This is a genomic window from Rhizobium sp. 01T437, from assembly GCF_056398505.1.
Window position 1 is genome coordinate 318,876 of sequence record NZ_JBFTPM010000008.1, and the last position, 16,303, is coordinate 335,178.

Annotated in this window: 14 protein-coding genes; 6 read left to right on the forward strand and 8 right to left on the reverse strand. The window is 61.3% G+C overall.

Features of this window, described 5'->3' with window-relative positions; genetic code table 11:
- Positions 1-104: 104 nt before the first annotated feature.
- Complete coding sequence (locus AC1DM5_RS19345) at positions 105-1,118, forward strand: zinc-binding alcohol dehydrogenase family protein (protein WP_477822668.1); 1,014 nt, start codon at positions 105-107, stop codon at positions 1,116-1,118.
- A 315-nt stretch (positions 1,119-1,433) separates the two neighbouring features.
- On the forward strand, positions 1,434-2,807 hold the full coding sequence (gene mgtE, locus AC1DM5_RS19350; RefSeq protein ID WP_477822667.1) for a magnesium transporter: 1,374 nt from the start codon (positions 1,434-1,436) through the stop codon (positions 2,805-2,807).
- Between the two features lie 315 nt (positions 2,808-3,122).
- On the opposite strand, the gene AC1DM5_RS19355 is transcribed toward mgtE, so the two are convergent.
- From AC1DM5_RS19355 to AC1DM5_RS19375, 5 genes are all read right to left on the reverse strand, one after another.
- Complete coding sequence (locus AC1DM5_RS19355; RefSeq protein ID WP_477822666.1) at positions 3,123-3,935, reverse strand: ABC transporter ATP-binding protein; 813 nt, start codon at positions 3,933-3,935, stop codon at positions 3,123-3,125.
- A complete protein-coding gene (locus AC1DM5_RS19360) occupies positions 3,932-4,936 on the reverse strand; it encodes a FecCD family ABC transporter permease (RefSeq protein ID WP_477822665.1) in 1,005 nt (334 codons plus the stop codon). The genes AC1DM5_RS19355 and AC1DM5_RS19360 overlap by 4 nt, the downstream gene beginning before the upstream one ends.
- A complete protein-coding gene (locus tag AC1DM5_RS19365) occupies positions 4,936-5,946 on the reverse strand; it encodes a FecCD family ABC transporter permease (RefSeq protein WP_477975429.1) in 1,011 nt (336 codons plus the stop codon). Before AC1DM5_RS19365 ends, AC1DM5_RS19360 begins: the two co-directional genes overlap by 1 nt.
- Positions 5,947-5,952: 6 nt before the next feature.
- Positions 5,953-6,885 (reverse strand): ABC transporter substrate-binding protein, encoded by a 933-nt coding sequence (locus AC1DM5_RS19370; protein WP_477822663.1) that lies wholly within the window; start codon positions 6,883-6,885, stop codon positions 5,953-5,955.
- Positions 6,886-7,019: 134 nt separating this feature from the next.
- Positions 7,020-7,493, reverse strand: a complete 474-nt coding sequence (locus AC1DM5_RS19375) for an Lrp/AsnC family transcriptional regulator (protein ID WP_037071926.1) — start codon at positions 7,491-7,493, stop codon at positions 7,020-7,022.
- Between the two features lie 144 nt (positions 7,494-7,637).
- Here AC1DM5_RS19375 and AC1DM5_RS19380 point away from each other — a divergent pair, with 144 nt between their 5' ends.
- The gene (locus tag AC1DM5_RS19380) at positions 7,638-8,543 is read left to right on the forward strand and encodes a DMT family transporter (protein ID WP_477975431.1); all 906 of its coding nucleotides are present in this window, start codon (positions 7,638-7,640) and stop codon (positions 8,541-8,543) included.
- Positions 8,544-8,621: 78 nt separating this feature from the next.
- Here AC1DM5_RS19380 and AC1DM5_RS19385 read toward each other — a convergent pair whose 3' ends face one another.
- Complete coding sequence (locus tag AC1DM5_RS19385; RefSeq protein ID WP_477822661.1) at positions 8,622-9,242, reverse strand: L,D-transpeptidase; 621 nt, start codon at positions 9,240-9,242, stop codon at positions 8,622-8,624.
- Positions 9,243-9,472: 230 nt separating this feature from the next.
- Positions 9,473-11,137 (reverse strand): electron transfer flavoprotein-ubiquinone oxidoreductase, encoded by a 1,665-nt coding sequence (locus tag AC1DM5_RS19390; RefSeq protein ID WP_477975433.1) that lies wholly within the window; start codon positions 11,135-11,137, stop codon positions 9,473-9,475.
- A 255-nt stretch (positions 11,138-11,392) separates the two neighbouring features.
- Between AC1DM5_RS19390 and AC1DM5_RS19395 the strand changes: the two genes are divergently transcribed.
- A complete protein-coding gene (locus AC1DM5_RS19395; RefSeq protein ID WP_007825239.1) occupies positions 11,393-12,181 on the forward strand; it encodes an SDR family oxidoreductase in 789 nt (262 codons plus the stop codon).
- Between the two features lie 9 nt (positions 12,182-12,190).
- On the opposite strand, the gene AC1DM5_RS19400 is transcribed toward AC1DM5_RS19395, so the two are convergent.
- The gene (locus AC1DM5_RS19400; RefSeq protein WP_477822659.1) at positions 12,191-13,060 is read right to left on the reverse strand and encodes a phosphotransferase family protein; all 870 of its coding nucleotides are present in this window, start codon (positions 13,058-13,060) and stop codon (positions 12,191-12,193) included.
- A gap of 296 nt (positions 13,061-13,356) precedes the next feature.
- On the opposite strand from AC1DM5_RS19400, the gene AC1DM5_RS19405 reads away from it, so the two are divergent.
- Positions 13,357-14,676, forward strand: a complete 1,320-nt coding sequence (locus tag AC1DM5_RS19405) for an efflux RND transporter periplasmic adaptor subunit (protein WP_477822658.1) — start codon at positions 13,357-13,359, stop codon at positions 14,674-14,676.
- On the forward strand, positions 14,673-16,303 hold a 1,631-nt coding region (locus tag AC1DM5_RS19410), incomplete at its 3' end, for an efflux RND transporter permease subunit (protein ID WP_477822657.1). The genes AC1DM5_RS19405 and AC1DM5_RS19410, both read left to right, overlap by 4 nt.

Sequence of the window (16,303 nt, forward strand, 5' to 3'; positions counted from 1 at the left end):
TACAGTATCCTTTTTGGTACTACGTACAGAATTTGTGCATTCTTGCGTTGCCGGAACATAGGTCGCATCTAGCTCTCGTACAATGAACACAGGAGCTTCCCGAGATGCGCGCCATCGCTTACAAGACCCCACAGCCAATCGCCGCCGAAACCTCGCTGATCGATGTCGAACTGCCCACACCCGAGGCCAAGGGCCACGACCTGCTCGTCGAGATCAAGGCGGTCTCCGTCAACCCCGTCGACGTGAAGGTCCGCGCCAACATGGCGCCGCCCGTCGATGAGCTAAAGGTGCTCGGCTTCGATGCCGCCGGCATCGTCAAGGCCGTCGGTTCCGATGTCACACTGTTTGCGCCAGGCGACGAAGTCTTCTATTCCGGCGTCATCAACCGCCCCGGATCGAATGCAGAATTCCAGCTCGTCGACGAGCGCATCGTCGGCAGGAAACCGAAGACTCTCGACTTCGCCGGTGCGGCCGCCCTGCCGCTGACATCCATCACCGCTTACGAAGCCTTGTTCGACCGGCTGCGCGTCACCGATCCCGTTCCGGGTGCGGCTCCTGCCCTGCTCATCATCGGCGGTGCGGGTGGTGTCGGTTCGATCGCCATCCAGATCGCCCGTGTGCTGACGGATCTGACGGTCATCGCCACGGCCTCGCGTCCGGAAACGCAGGACTGGGTGAAGGAGCTCGGCGCCCATCACGTCATCGACCACTCGCGGCCGATCGCGCCGCAGGTCGCAGCCCTCGGCATCGGCGCGCCGGGCTTCATCTTTTCCACCACGAATACGGACAAGCATGTCGCCGACATCGTGGAAGCGCTCGCGCCGCAGGGCCGGTTCGCGCTGATCGACGATCCCAAGACCTTCGATATCGTTCCCTTCAAGCGCAAGGCCGCTTCGGTTCACTGGGAGCTGATGTTTACCCGTCCGCTCTTCGGCACGCCCGACATGATCGAGCAGCACAAGATCCTGAACAGGATTTCCGAGCTGGTCGACACCGGCAAGATCCGCACGACGCTGTCGGAAACCGTCGGAAAGATCAATGCCGTGAACTTGAAAAAGGCGCACGCCATGGTCGAGAGCGGCAGGATGAAGGGCAAGGTGGTTCTCGCCGGATTCTGAATTTTCGGACTTCGGAACCAGCTTTTTCAATCGTTTGAAATAATACGTAAACGATACTGACTTACAATGCCGCGCCGAGGGTGCGGCATTGTGGCGTTAAGCATTTAAGCAACTTGACTTTTTCCGCATTCGAGACCACCTAGTGCGACACGTGCGTGACACACGTTTTGCACGGATATCAACGGAGCCATCATCAAGATGCCAAGCGACAGTAGCAGTCGATTGCCTTTGCCGTACGCGGCCGTCGTGCGCTGACCTGGATGCTCCAGGCTCGCCCGTTCGGACGCTACGGCGGATCGACGGAAAGGCGAGCCAATGAATATCAATCGCTTCCCCCTGCGGGCCGGCTATGCCGCCCGTGCCTTTATGAATAACAGCCGTGTTGCGTCCATCGCCGAGCGCGTGGAATCGCTGAACGGGCTCGCCCCGGCTGAAGCCGGCCGCATCCTCTCGCGGATGCCGCAGGACTATGCTGTCAACATTCTCGACCGTCCGGAACTGCGCAACGCACCGGCCATTCTGGCGCTGATGGACAGTGCGGATTCGGCTCGCCTGCTGCACGGCATGTCGAACGACCGCGTCGCCGACGTCCTGCTGGAACTCGGCGTCGATGACCGCGTGCGCCTGTTCTCCAGCCTGGAAGAACCTGTCCGCATCGCCATCCAGCATCTGATGGGCTATCCGCCGCGCACGGCCGGCAGCATCATGACGACGGAATTCGTCAGCGTGCCCGATGACTGGACGATCGCCCAGACATTGGACCATGTGCGCCAGGTCGAACGCTCGCGCGAGACCGTCTATGCCATCTATGTGCTGGATCATAATTCCGGCGCGCTGCTGCATGTCGTCACGTTGCGCCGCCTCATCACCGGCGAGCCCGATGCCTCGATCCTGTCCGTTGCTCAAAAGGGCACGCCGGTTTCGGCCAATGCGCTGATGAAGCAGGAAGATGTCGCACGGCTGATCCGCAAGCACGACCTCCTGGCACTGCCCGTCGTCGACGATCACGGCATGGTGCTCGGCATCGTCACGGTCGATGACGTCATCGACACGATGATTGCTGATACGACCGAAGCCGCGCAGAAATTCGGCGGTATGGAAGCGCTCGGCAAACCCTATATGAAGATCAGCTTCGGCGGCATGATCCGCAAGCGTGCGGGCTGGCTCTGTGCCCTCTTCCTCGGCGAAATGCTGACGGCAAGCGCCATGCAGCATTTCGAAGGCGAGCTGGAAAAGGCCGTCGTGCTGACACTCTTCATTCCGCTGATCATGAGCTCCGGCGGTAACTCCGGTTCGCAGGCAACCTCGCTCATCATCCGGGCGCTTGCTGTCGGCGAGTTGAAGCTGACCGACTGGTGGCGGGTGCTGCTGCGCGAACTGCCGACGGGCATCGTGCTCGGCGCCATTCTCGGGCTTGTCGGCCTGCTGCGCGTGATCTTCTGGCAGACGGCCGGGCTCTATGATTACGGCCCGCACTGGCAGCTGGTCGGCCTGACGGTCTTTGCCGCATTGGTCGGTATCGTCACCTTCGGCTCCATATCGGGTTCGATGCTGCCGTTCATCTTGCAGAAACTGCGGCTCGATCCGGCAACGGCATCGGCTCCGTTCGTCGCCACCCTGGTCGACGTCACCGGGCTCGTCATCTACTTCTCGGTGGCGCTGCTGATCCTCAGCGGGACGCTGCTGTAGATCCTGCTTCAGATTTCAGGCCGGCCGGCCTGAAATCATCCCCATCCAAAGCCTTGTTCTGACGCAATTTCGAGCAGGGCCTTAACTGCCTGCATAGGATGCATAGGATGCATAGGCATTTTTCCGCGCTCTCTAGGAAATGTCAGATACACACCTGTCATGTCACTATCTGACAATTCCCACGCGGCGTATAAAAAATCCTATGCAACCTATGCATCCTATGCACATTACCAGTGATCTGGTTCGTTCTGTACAAGAACAGCTCCATCCCATCGGTTCGACGCAGACCCGTTGCACGTTTTTGCTGGGATGGCTCTAACGTTCGACGAAGGGCAGGCAGAGCGGTGTGCCATCAACGGGATGGGATATCACGACGGCGTCGATGCCGAAGACGGTGCGAATGAGCTCAGGCTTCAGAAGATCGGCGGGGCTGCCTGACGCGTGAATGCCGCCATCGGCGACGGCGATGATGTGGTCGGCATATTGGGCGGCGTGATTGAGATCGTGGACGACCATGACGATGGTGCGTCCACTCTTCTCGTTCAGTTCCTTCAACAGTTCCAGAACTTCCAGCTGATGGGCGATGTCGAGATAGGTCGTCGGCTCGTCGAGCAGCAGGATCGGCGTTTCCTGCGCCAGCGCCATGGCGATCCAGGCGCGCTGGCGCTGGCCACCCGAGAGGCGGTCAAGCGGGCGCTCGGCGAGATCGGTCAGGCCGGTTGCGGCAAGCGATGCCTCGACGATCTGCTCGTCATGGCGCGTCGTGCGCGACAGCATGCCTTTGTGCGGGTGGCGGCCGAAGCGGCAGAGCTGGCGCACGGTGAGACCATCGGGTGAAACAGGGCTTTGCGGCAGCAGCGCCAGTGTCTGCGCAATCGTCTTGCCGGGCATGGCGGCGATCGCTTTGCCGTCCAGCGTCACGGTGCCGCCAAGCGGCTGGATGATGCGGCCAAGCGCCCGCAAGAGTGTCGATTTGCCGGAGCCATTGGCGCCGATCAGGGCGGTGATCTTGCCATCGGGAATCGCGATATCGACATGGTCGAGGACCTTGATCGCGGCATAACCGAGCGTCAGATCCTCGGCCGACAGGCGCGAATGGGCGGCATCAATCATACCTGCATCAGTCATGGGCGGCCTGCCTCCTTGATCAGCAGGAAAATGACATAGGGACCGCCGATCAGGGCAGCGACGATGCCGGCCGGGATCTCGTTCGGCAGGGCAACCAGCCGGCCAATCAGATCGGCAGTGGAAAGCGTCAGGGCGCCGATCAGGGCGCTTACTGGCACCATGTGGCGGGCGCGCGAGCCGACGAGCAGGCGCGCGGCATGCGGTGACAGCAGGCCGAGGAAGCCCATGGAGCCGACGGCGGCGACGCTGCCGGCGCAGAGCAGCACCGAGACGACGATGAGGCCGCCGCGCAGGAGACCGGGCGAGATACCCAGGCTCGTCAACGTATCGTCGCCGAAACCGCCGGCATCAAGCCGGATGGTGGCGATCAGCACGAAAGGCAGACAGGCGAGGAGCCAGAGCGAGAGAGCGACCACATCGGTCATCGTCGAGCCATAGACACTGCCGGCAAGCCAGACCATCGACTGGTCGGCGCGTGTCGGGACGAGCACCATGACATATTGCATCAACGCCTGGGCCAGCATGCCGAGTGCGACGCCGACAAGCGCCAACGCCGCTATGCCGCCGCCGAATGTGCGGCCGATCGCGAGCAGCACCAAGGCGCCGGTAACCGCACCAGCGATAACACCTGATGGAATGGCCCAGACGGCCCAGGCCGGCGGGGTGAAGAGGCCGGCGAGGAAGGCACCGAGGCCGGCCCATTTGGTGATGCCGACCACATCGGGCGAGGCCAACGGATTGCGCAACGCACCTTGGAGGAAGGTGCCGGCAATGCCGAGCGAGGCGCCGGCGAGGATGGAAACGATGACGCGCGGGGCGCGGTACTGCATGACGATGAAGGCGCTCTTGCCGCCGGCAACACCGTCCAGCACTTGGCCGACCGACAGGGTCACGGCGCCGATCGTCATGCCGAGCACGGCAATGATGAGGATGAGAACAGCGACGGCAAGGCAGACGCTTGCCGCACGCAGGCTCTTCGATGGCAAGGCCGCACTCGTCATTATGCCCTCTGCCACCAGAGGATGGTGACGAAAGCCGGTGCGCCGATCAGGGCCGTCACGATGCCGACAGGGGTTTCGGCCGGAAACGCGGCGACACGGCCCAAAAGATCGGCGGCAGTCAGCAGCAAGGGACCGGTGATGGCGCTCAGCACAATCACTGTCAGCTGGTCGTTGCCGGCGAGACGCCGCACGATATGGGGCACCAGCAGACCGATGAAGCCGATCGGGCCGCTGACGGCAACGGCGGAGCCGGCGAGAATGACGATCAGCATTGCAGCAAGGCCGCCGACACGCCGGGCATTCTGGCCAAGCGAAACACCGGTTGTCTCATCGAGCGCCAGCACCCCGAAATGACGACCGGCGATCAGGGCGATCCCCCCGCCGAGAAGCGTGAAGGGCAGTATGATCCAGACCTTGCTCCATTGCGCGCCGTTGATGGAGCCGGCGAGCCAATAGACGATATCCTGACCGGCATTGTTGGCAATGAGAATCGCCTGCACGAGAGCGGCAAGCACGAGCTGGATGGAGATGCCTGCAAGGGCCAGCTTCATCTCGTTCATGGCGCCCGATACCGACAGTGCCCACATGGCGAGACCTACGGCAGCCGCGCCGATGAAGGCCGGCCAGACCGTGCCGCCGGCGCCCAAGTCCGGCATGGCGATAAGAGAGATGACGATGACCAGTGAGGCCCCGGCATTGATGCCGAAGGTCTGCGGCGAAGCGAGTGAATTGCGGGTCAGCGTCTGAATCAGTACCCCGGCAATGGCGAGATTTGCGCCGACCAGCATGGCAAGCATTGCCCGCGGCAGGCGCACATCCCAGACCAGCGCGCCATCCGGCGAGCCGTCGGGTGCAAAGAGCAGATGAAGTGCGCGGGCGACCGGCAATCCGGAGACGCCGAAGGAAATGCCGGCCAGAATAACTGCGGCGAGCGCCAGCAACAGGCAGATCGCCAGCAGCACGGGGCTGCCGGTTTCATGCCGCGTGGCTGCGCCGCCTTTTGTCGTCATTGGCGCTTATCCGGCCCGATAGACCTTGGCGAGGATTTCGCGGGCGATCATCTCTGCCGTCGTCAACCCGCGAAAACGGGAAAACTGGTTGCGGTCGACCTGAAAGACCATACCGGCCTTCACCGCCGCAATGTTGTTGAAGGCGGTGTTGCTCTTCCACTGGTCGAACACGGTGGCGCCGGTATCGGTCGCAACCAAAAATACGTCCGGATTGATGGCGACAAGACGCTCGATCCCTGCCCCGCTTTCCACGGCATCGCTGGAATCGATCGCCGGCGTCAGGCCCATGGCCTTGAAGACGGAACCGGTGAAGGAGGAGGAGCTATGCAGGCTCATGGAATCCGGATTGGCGACGGCGAGCAGGAAGCGGCGCTTTTCGCCGGCCGGGATCTTTGCGATCAGTCCGGCGATGACGGCTTCATGGGCGGCGAGCGCCTGTTCACCCTTCGCCTTTTCGCCCAGGGCATCGGCAATGGTCACGAGCGAAGATTTGATCGTCTCGTAGCTGCCTTCCCAGCTGTTCAGCACGATGGTCGGCGCAATGGCACTCAATTGTTCGTAGATCGCCGAATGGCGGAGTTCATCGGCAATGATGAGATCGGGCGTCAGCGCTGCAACGAGCTCGAGATTGGGCTCCAGCCGCGTACCGACCGAACTGTAGTCGATCTTCTTGCCGAGAAGCTGTTCGATACGCTTCGGCTGGTTGTCGTCGGTAATGCCAACCGGCACGACATCGACTGCATTCAGCGCCTGCACGAAGGAGAATTCGAGGGCGACGACACGCTGCGGCTTGCCGGAGATTTCGGTGGTGCCGAGCTCGTGTTTGATCGTGCGCTTGTCATCATCGGCAAAGGCAAGGCTCGGTACGGCAGCAACCGCACCAGCAGAGAGCAACAGGCCGAACTGGCGGCGCGACAGCGGAATATCAAAAACGCTCACGGCAAATGTCCTCATACTGAAATGATCACCGGCCCTCACACCGGATGAGACACCCGCTACAGAAGTGAAGTGAATTTTTCAAGTAAAGTTTACAAAAATAATCACCTTATTGGGATGCCTTGTTGAGAGGTGCGTCAGTTGCGCTCGGGCAGCTTCAGCGGTCCATGCGTCTTGATGCTGCGGATGGCGAAATTCGAGCGGATATCGGTGACATTCGGCAGGGTCAGCAGCGTTTCCGTCAACAGCCGCTCATAGGCCGAGAGGTCTTCGACCACGACTTCCGCCAGGAAATCGGCCGTGCCCGAGATCAGGAAACAGGAGACGATTTCGGGAATGGCAAGCAGTGCCGCCTGCTGGGCCTCGGAATTCTCCTTGCTGTGACGGGCAACCTTGAATTCGACGAAGACGGTGAGGCCGAGCCCGACCTCCTTGCGATCAATATCGGCTGTGTAGCGGCGGATGACGCCGAGCTTTTCGAGATTACGGATACGGCGCAGGCAGGGTGATGGCGAGAGGTTCACCTTCTCGGCGATCTCGACATTGGTGGCGCGCGCATCCTCCTGCAGGCATTTCAGGATGGCAATATCGAATTTATCGAGATTTGGCATATTTGCGAAACCCATCAGCATGAATTGGCAGATCATTGCGCATAACACGTTTTTTGAGCCACAGATAGCAAGGACATGCCCTGGCCTCTGGCGCTAATCTTCTTGTCAACCGGATGACATCCGGATGGAGGAAAGGACAGGACGATGAGCACGATCGCATTTTCAAACGAGAAATCGCCTTCGCAAGGCTTGGGTTATGCGGCCGGCACCGTGACCGTGCTGATCTGGTCGACATGGTTTCTCGCGACCCGCCACAGCGCTGCAACGCCGCTCGGTTCGATCGATATCGGCCTCATCCGCTTCGGCATTCCGGCACTCGTTCTCTCGCCCGTCTGGCTGCGCACCGGGTTGTTGCCAAAGGGCCTTCCGCTTCATCTGCTGACGATCATGGTCGCCGGCTGCGGTGCGATCTTCTTCCTGGTGACGACGCTTGCCATTCACTCCACACCGGCCGCCTCGTCGGGCATCCTGCTCGGCGGCTCCATGCCGCTTGCCACCGCCTTGATCGGCATTCTGCTGTTTCGCGAACGGCCGGATGCCACGCGGATTGCCGGGCTTCTGGCGATCGTCGCCGGTGTGATGATCCTGCTCGTCCGCAGCCTTGCCGATGCTTCCCTGCCCTGGACGAGCTTCGTGCTGCTACCATCAGGTGCCGTTCTCTGGGCAAGCTATACGCATGCCTTCCGCCGCTCAGGCCTGACCGCCATCCAGGCCAGCGCGCTGATCGCCATCTGGTCCTTCCTGATCATGGCCGCCCTTGCGCTGGTCTTCGGCATCTCGCTGCCGCAGGCCCCTCTTCCGGAAATCGGCCTGCAGGTGCTGAGCCAGGGCATTCTTTCCGGCCTTGTCGCCATGGTGGCCTATGGCACGGCAGTGCGCACACTCGGCGGAACGCAGGCTGCCGCCTTTACGGCGCTGACACCGGTGCTTGCCACGCTCGGCGGTGGCTTCCTGCTCGGCGAGCAGATGGGCCTTGCAGAAATCAGTGCGGCCGTGATCACCGGCATCGGCGTGGCGCTTTCGACCGGCATCGCCGCCAAGCGCCGCTAAACATTCGCCAAAAACAAAAGCCGCCGACAGCGATCCGCTGCGGCGGCTTTTGCATGCCTATCGTTCGGGCCTGGGGGTTCAGGCTGTCGCCTGGATGACGACGACCTTGGCGCCGACTTCGACGCGGCTGTAGAGGTCGATCACATCGTGGTTCATCATGCGGATGCAGCCGCTCGACATGGCAAGGCCGATCGATTGCGGCTGGTTGGTGCCGTGGATGCGAAAATGCGTGTCGCCTCCGCCGCGATAGAGATACATGGCGCGCGCACCGAGCGGATTGTTCGGGCCGCCCGGCATGCCGCCGGCGAGCTTGCGATAACGCTCCTCGCGACGCTGCATGTTCTCGGTCGGCGTCCAGCTCGGCCATTCCGCCTTGCGGCCGACATAGGCATTGCCCGCAAAGGCCAGACCCTCGCGACCGACACCGACGCCATAACGCATCGCCCTGCCGTCACCGAGGATATAGTAAGCGCGCCGCGCCGGCGTATCGACGATGACAGTGCCCGGCGCATAGCTGCTTTCATAGGCAACTTCGGTGCGGCGCAACTCCGGCTTGATCTGATCGATCGGCACCGGCCTCAGCGGGAATTTCTCATCCGGAAGTGCGGCGTAATTCGTCTGGCTGTTCAGAGTGGTCGAAGAGCAACCGGCGACAAAAAGGGGCAGAGCGATCAGAAAGCCCCGGCGCGAGATCGTCATGAATGTGTCCTTAACGCGTCAAGAAGATGTCGCAAGCTAAGGAGATTATGGTTAATGAAATGATAAACGGGCGCGGCAGAAAGAGATAACGAATGCGTTATCAGGTATAGGCGGCGCATTGCTCGGCGCAGATTTCAATACTACTCGCCGGCCCAAGATATTGATCTGCGGCAAGATTTTTCCGAGGTTATTTCGGCGCCGGATTTACGGCGCCTAACAACCGACCGGCATCACATATTCGGATAGACCGGCCCCTCGCCGCCCTGCGGCGGCACCCAGTTGATATTCTGGTTGGGGTCCTTGATGTCGCAGGTCTTGCAGTGGACGCAGTTCTGGGCGTTGATGACGAAGGTCTCTTCGCCGTCCTTTTCCACCCATTCATAGACGCCGGCCGGACAGTAGCGGGTCGACGGGCCGGCATAGATGCCGAACTCGGACGATTTCTGCAGGGCCATGTCCTTCACCTGCAGATGGACCGGCTGGTCCTCCTCATGGTTGGTGTTCGACAGGAAGACGGAGGACAGGCGGTCGAAGGTGAGCACACCGTCGGGCTTCGGATAGTCGATCTTCTTGTGCTGTGAAGCCGGCTCCAGCGAGGCTGCGTCCGTCTTGCCATGACCAAGCGTACCGAAGAAGGAGAAGCCGAAAAGCTGGTTGGTCCACATATCGAGACCGCCAAGGGCGACACCCAGGGCCGTGCCAAACTTCGACCAGAGCGGCTTGACGTTCCTGACCCGCTTCAGGTCCTTGCCGATATCGCTCTTGCGCCAGTCGGTTTCGATCTCGGCTACCTCGTCATTGGCGCGGCCGGCAGCAATCGCCTCGGCGATGCGGTCGGCGGCCATCATGCCCGAGAGCACGGCATTGTGGCTGCCCTTGATGCGCGGCACGTTGACGAAGCCCGCCGAACAGCCAATCAGCGCGCCACCGGGGAAGGAGAGCTTCGGCACCGACTGATAGCCGCCTTCGGTGATGGCACGCGCGCCATAGGAGAGGCGCTTGCCGCCCTCGAAAGTGCCGCGGATTGCCGGATGCGTCTTGAAGCGCTGGAATTCCTCGAAGGGATAGAGATAGGGGTTCTTGTAGTTCAGGTGGATGACGAAGCCGACGGCGACGAGATTGTCTTCCAGGTGGTAGAGGAAGGAGCCGCCGCCGGTCGACATGCCGAGCGGCCAGCCGAAGGAATGCTGCACGAGGCCGCGGCGGTGGTTCTCGGGCTTGACCTCCCAGAGCTCCTTGAGGCCGATGCCGAACTTCTGGGGTTCGCGACCGCTCTGGAGCTCGAACCTGGCGATCAGCTGCTTGGCAAGCGAGCCGCGCACGCCCTCTCCAACAAGCACATATTTGCCCATGAGCGCCATGCCGCGCGCATAATTCGGGCCAGGCTCGCCGTTCTTCTCGATACCCATGTCGCCGGTAGCGACACCGATGACGGAGCCCTCGTCATTGTAGAGCACTTCGGTCGCGGCAAAGCCTGGATAGATCTCGACGCCGAGTTCTTCGGCCTTGGTCGCCAGCCAGCGACAGACATTTCCGAGCGAGACGATATAATTGCCGTGATTGCTCATCAGCGGCGGCATCATGATGTTCGGCAGGCGGATGGAGCCGGCGGGGCCGAGCAGCAGGAAGTGATCGGCATTGACCTCGGTCTTGAAGGGGTGGTCAGCCTCCGCGCGCCAGCCGGGAAGCAGGCGATCGATACCGATGGGGTCGACGACGGCGCCGGAGAGGATATGGGCGCCGACTTCGGAACCCTTCTCCAATACCACGACCGACAATTCCGGATTGACCTGTTTCAGGCGAATGGCGGCTGAAAGGCCGGCCGGACCGGCGCCGACGATCACCACGTCGAATTCCATGCTCTCGCGTTCCGGCAGCTCAGTCATTTCGGTCATCCATCCGTCTCCGCTCGGCTCTCTCAAGGCCGTTCATCCCCATTCCTGAGGTACTCTCTTGTCAAAACCGGAAAACATTGTCGAGCCGGGAAGCGACAGCCAATCCTCCAATTCGCACAATGATGTTCCTCCGCACAGAAGATTATATGACGCTTACGTTAACGTCAATTATTGGAGTACCGTGAAAGCGCTCTTCGCGCTTTTCTTTCACGGGACTTGCGCCCTATAGAAAGGGCACAGGAAATGGAGGAAATCATGGATCTCGGCATCAAGGGCAAACGCGCACTCGTACTGGCTTCCTCGCGCGGCCTCGGGCTCGGCATTGCGAAGGCGCTGGCGCAGGAAGGGGCAAACGTTCTTCTCTGCGGGCGCAGCGGCGAGCAGCTGGACGCCAATTGCAAGGCGATCAATGAGCAAGGAAATGGCCGGGCCGACTGGATCTGGGCCGACCTTTCCGAGGACAATTTCATTGCGAGCGTAACGGCGGCCGTGCAGGAGAAATTCGGCGGGCTCGATATTCTCGTCAACAATACCGGCGGCCCGACGCCCGGCACGACCGAGGACATGTCGCCGGAAAAGCTCGAAACCTATTTTCTCTCCATGGTCGCGCGCGTCATCACGCTGACCAACGCCCTGCTGCCCGGCATGAAGGCGCAGGGCTGGGGCCGCATCCTGACAGTCGCCTCGTCAGGGGTGATCGAACCGATCGCCAATCTGGCACTGTCGAACACGCTGCGCCCGGCCCTTGCCGGCTGGAGCAAGACGCTCGCATCGGAAGTGGCCGGCCATGGCATCACCACCAACCTGCTTCTGCCCGGCAGCATTCTCACCGCACGGCTCGACGACCTCGACGGTGCGGCCGCCAAACGAACCGGCAAGAGCGTCGAGGAGATCCGCGTGGAGAAGGAAGCGCGCATTCCGGTCGGGCGGTATGGCAAGGTGGAGGAATTCGCCGCAACGGCGGCCTTCCTCTGCAGCCAGCCGGCAAGCTACATCACCGGCTCGCTGATCCGTTGCGATGGGGGTGCTGCGCGCTCCGTCTGAGCAACTGCATCATCCAGCAGCGGCCCATGCTTTGACGCTGTCGATCATCTCGCCGGCATAGGTCGGATCGTCTGCAAATTCTGCGAGTTCCGACAGGCGGTGGAAGCCGGTGAGGATAGCGATGCGCCGGCGGTCGAGCCGGCGGCCGGTCAGTGTCTCGTAGGCCGAAACGATGCGTGATGTCAGATCGGGCGAGATGAAGTTCGAATAGATGAACTCCTGATGCAGCGGGCCGAAGCCTGAATCCGAGAAATCATAGAGGCCGTTCAGCCTGCACTCGGCATGGTCGAACGCCATATTCCAGCCATGACCGTCGAAGAAGCCGTAAATGACCCCGTAAGGATCTGGCGGTAAAGCAATGAAATCCCAGATGATCCTCTCTGCATAACTTACCAGTTCTGATGACAGCAGCGGCAGCGCCTTTTCCCGCACCGCGTCAGGTGATTGCCAAGGCAGGATCGGTCCGGCGCCGAGCGCCCGCAGGCGGTCGGCATCGAGAGCATGCAGTTCGGCATAGAAGCGGGCGAGATCGTCGCCGAGGCGCTGGCGGGCCGCTTCCGGCAGACGCTCGTAATCGCCGGCGATGAGATGTTCGCCCCGGATCTTGGCATGGCTGGAGAAGATCGGCGGGCCGTCATGGATGCGCATATCGGGAACCGCCATCGACAGCGACTGCCTGATGATGCCGAGAAGGGCCGCCTCTTTTACCAGTGCCCTCTCCGCGGCCAGATCACGCGGGAACTTGAAGATCAGCCTGTCATCCACATCGATGGCTATCGAATCCCAGCCCTTCGTCGCGAGCCGGAAAACGGAGGCCGTCAGCTCCGGAAAGATGTTGGTGATGAGTGAGCGAAATTCACCGGCATTCAACTCGGCCATGACCGTCTGCCTCTGCGTTTTCCAGGGTCTATCCCGCGCACAAGACCTGCAACTCGGATCAAATAGTGTTTCGCCAATACAGCCTGCGCTGGCAGTCACCAAGGCGGAGGACGCTGCCTACCCGATTATATATTAGAATAGTTTGAATATTACAGGATGTTCATTACGAAAATTTAAGCCATTATAACCGGTTAGTGATCATCGCCGGGGTGATTATGTCTTTTTTGCGCCGCAATATAGGCGGCTCAATCACCGCAGAAAATCACGCAATCTGCCCAACAAAACCGGTTTCGCTCATGAAGAAATTTTGGATCACCGTCAGTATTGTAACTGTGGCCGCGGTTGGCTTCTGGCAGTTCGGGGACAAGATCCCCTATGCTTCTGATATCCCCTATCTGTCACAGTTCATCAACAAGCCTGAGGGCGGCCAAAACAACGGCCATCAGCAAGCGCAGGCCGATCAGGCCCAGAGCGGCGGCGGGCAGCAGGGTGGTCAACAACAGGGTGGCGGGCGCAGGCGCGGCGCGAACGGTGGTCCCACCATGATCAAGACCGTGGCGGCCGTGAAGGCCGCTCTGCCCATGGATGTTACGGCGACCGGTTGGGCCGATGCCGAGGATAATACGACCATCGCCGCACAGGAACAGGGCCTCGTCGTCAGCATCGAGGCCGAAGACGGTGCGACGGTCAAGGAAGGCGACTTGATCGCCAAGCTGGACGACCGGACGGCCAAGGCCGCCGTCAACAAGGACAATGCGATGATCGTGCGCGATACGGCGACGCTCGCAGAATCCGAGACGGCGCTGACCCGGGCGCAGGATCTCTTCAACCAGAAAGCCGGCACCCAGCAGAGCCTCGATCAGGCCCGGGCTGCCCGCGATACCGCGGCTGCAACCGTCGAAGCCGACAAGGCCACGCTTGCTTCGGACCAGGTCATCCTCGAGCATACTGATATACGTGCGCCCTTCGATGGCAGGCTCGGCGATATCGCTCTCAGCAAGGGCGCCTTCGTCAATGCCGGTGCGGCCATCGTCACCATCGCCAAATACGATCCGATCTATGTGAAGTTCCACCTGCAGGAGCGCTACCTGCGGGTCCTGAAGAAGGCGCTGGCCTCCGGTCCGGTCGAGGTCAGCACGGCGCCCGATTCCACCAAGGGGCAAGTGCGCAAGGGCGCGGTCAGCTTTTACGACAACACGGTCGACACAGCATCTGGCACGATCCTCGCCAAGGCGAAGTTCGAAAACGCCTCCGGCGCTCTGTGGCCTGGCCAGTCGGTCAATATCGTCGTGCATTTCAACAATGACGAGCAGCAGGTGGTCGTGCCGACGGTTGCCGTCAGCCCCGGCCCCGACGGTTTCTTTGCCTTCGTGGCCAAGGACGGAAAATCGCATCTGACGCCTGTTACCGTCGCCCGGGCCAACGGCGGCTTCACCGCCATCGCGTCAGGCCTTTCGGAGGGCGACCATGTGGTCGTCGAAGGCCAGGGTCAGCTCAGCGACCAGCAGGCGGTCAACGAACAATTCGACGACAAGACGCTCAACGTCGCGTCCGCTGACGTGCCTCAGCAACAGCAGCAACAGGCCGAGACGATCGCGGTGGGGGCTGAGCAATGATCCCGAATTTCTGTATTCAGCGCCCGGTCGCAACGACGCTGCTTGCGATCGGCGTCATTCTGGCGGGCCTCGCGGGCTACCGGCTCGTGCCGGTTGCGGCTCTGCCGCAGGTCGACTTCCCGACCATCAACGTTTCCGCGCAGCTGAGCGGCGCCTCACCGCAGACGATGGCGACTTCGGTCTCGACACCGCTGATCAAGCAGTTCGAGACGATCCCCGGCATCAGCGAAATCAGCGCGTCGAGCTCGCTCGGCAGCACCAGCATCGTGCTGCAATTCGACCTGAACCGCGATATTGATGCGGCCGCCGCCGACGTGCAGGCGGCCATTTCGCATGCGACGCGGCAGCTGCCCGACAACATGACGACACCGCCGAGCTACCGGAAGACCAACCCGGCCGATGCGCCGATCATGCTGCTTTCGGTGCAGAGCAACACCATGCCGCGCAGCAAGCTCGACGAGATCGCCGAAGACATCATTTCGCCGTCGCTGTCGACGCTTCCGGGCGTCGCCCAGGTCAGCGTCTTCGGTGCGCAGACCTATGCCGTGCGCGTCGAGGTCGATCCCAACAAGCTGCTGACCCGCGGCATCGGCATCGACACGGTCAACAAGGCGCTTGCCGCCGCCAACAGCCAACAGCCGGTCGGCACGTTGCAGAACAATACGCAGGCCATGACCATCACGGCGAATACGCAGCGCACCAACGCCGAGCAGTTCCGTTCGCTCGTCATCGCCAATCCGAACGGCGCGCCGGTCCATCTCGGCGATATTGCCGATGTCCAGGACAGCGTCGAGAACCAATATACGGGCAGCTGGTATGACGGCCAGCGCGGCATCATCCTTGCCATCCAGCGCCAGCCGGATGCCAATACGGTCGATGTCGTGGATGCAATCAACGCCAAGCTGCCGCAGCTTCACGCCGAAATCCCGCCCTCGGTCAACACTGTCATCATGAACGATGCCGCAAAGCCGATCCGCGATGCCATCGCCGACGTGAAGTTCACGCTGCTTCTGACGATCGGCCTCGTCGTTCTCGTCATTTACCTCTTCACCGGCCATGCAACGGCTACGATCATTCCGGGCCTTGCCGTTCCGCTATCGCTGATCTCGACCTTCGGCATGATGTATGTGCTGGGCTACAGTATCGACAATATCTCGCTGCTGGGTTTGACGCTCGCGGTGGGCCTGGTTGTGGACGACGCGATCGTCATGCTGGAAAACATCCTGCGCCATGTCGAGGAAGGCATGCCGGTCCGGGAGGCGGCCATCAAGGGTGCGGGCGAAGTCAGCTACACCATCATCTCCATGTCGGTGTCGCTGATCGCGGTCTTCATCCCGATCCTCTTGATGGGCGGTGTGGTCGGCCGCGTGTTCAACGAATTCGGCATGGTGGTGGCGATCGCCATCATCGCTTCGGCGATCGTGTCGCTGACGGTGACGCCGATGCTCGGGTCGCGCCTTTCCAACAACCACAGCCGTCCGCCACTCATCATCCGCGTCTTCGATGCCGGTTTCGAGCGGACGCTGCGCGGTTACGACAATGCGGTCGGCTGGTGCCTTCGCCACCGTCCCTTCATCCTCGGGATCTTCTTCGCTTCTGTTGCGCTGACGATCTATTTCTTCATGAC

Coding starts and splice junctions, on each gene's coding strand:
- AC1DM5_RS19345 (WP_477822668.1), top strand. CDS start 105: ATGCGCGCCATCGCTTACAAGACCCCACAGCCAATCGCCGCCGAAACC.
- mgtE (WP_477822667.1), top strand. CDS start 1,434: ATGAATATCAATCGCTTCCCCCTGCGGGCCGGCTATGCCGCCCGTGCC.
- AC1DM5_RS19355 (WP_477822666.1), bottom strand. CDS start 3,935: ATGACTGATGCAGGTATGATTGATGCCGCCCATTCGCGCCTGTCGGCC.
- AC1DM5_RS19360 (WP_477822665.1), bottom strand. CDS start 4,936: ATGACGAGTGCGGCCTTGCCATCGAAGAGCCTGCGTGCGGCAAGCGTC.
- AC1DM5_RS19365 (WP_477975429.1), bottom strand. CDS start 5,946: ATGACGACAAAAGGCGGCGCAGCCACGCGGCATGAAACCGGCAGCCCC.
- AC1DM5_RS19375 (WP_037071926.1), bottom strand. CDS start 7,493: ATGCCAAATCTCGATAAATTCGATATTGCCATCCTGAAATGCCTGCAG.
- AC1DM5_RS19380 (WP_477975431.1), top strand. CDS start 7,638: ATGAGCACGATCGCATTTTCAAACGAGAAATCGCCTTCGCAAGGCTTG.
- AC1DM5_RS19385 (WP_477822661.1), bottom strand. CDS start 9,242: ATGACGATCTCGCGCCGGGGCTTTCTGATCGCTCTGCCCCTTTTTGTC.
- AC1DM5_RS19390 (WP_477975433.1), bottom strand. CDS start 11,137: ATGACCGAAATGACTGAGCTGCCGGAACGCGAGAGCATGGAATTCGAC.
- AC1DM5_RS19395 (WP_007825239.1), top strand. CDS start 11,393: ATGGATCTCGGCATCAAGGGCAAACGCGCACTCGTACTGGCTTCCTCG.
- AC1DM5_RS19400 (WP_477822659.1), bottom strand. CDS start 13,060: ATGGCCGAGTTGAATGCCGGTGAATTTCGCTCACTCATCACCAACATC.
- AC1DM5_RS19405 (WP_477822658.1), top strand. CDS start 13,357: ATGAAGAAATTTTGGATCACCGTCAGTATTGTAACTGTGGCCGCGGTT.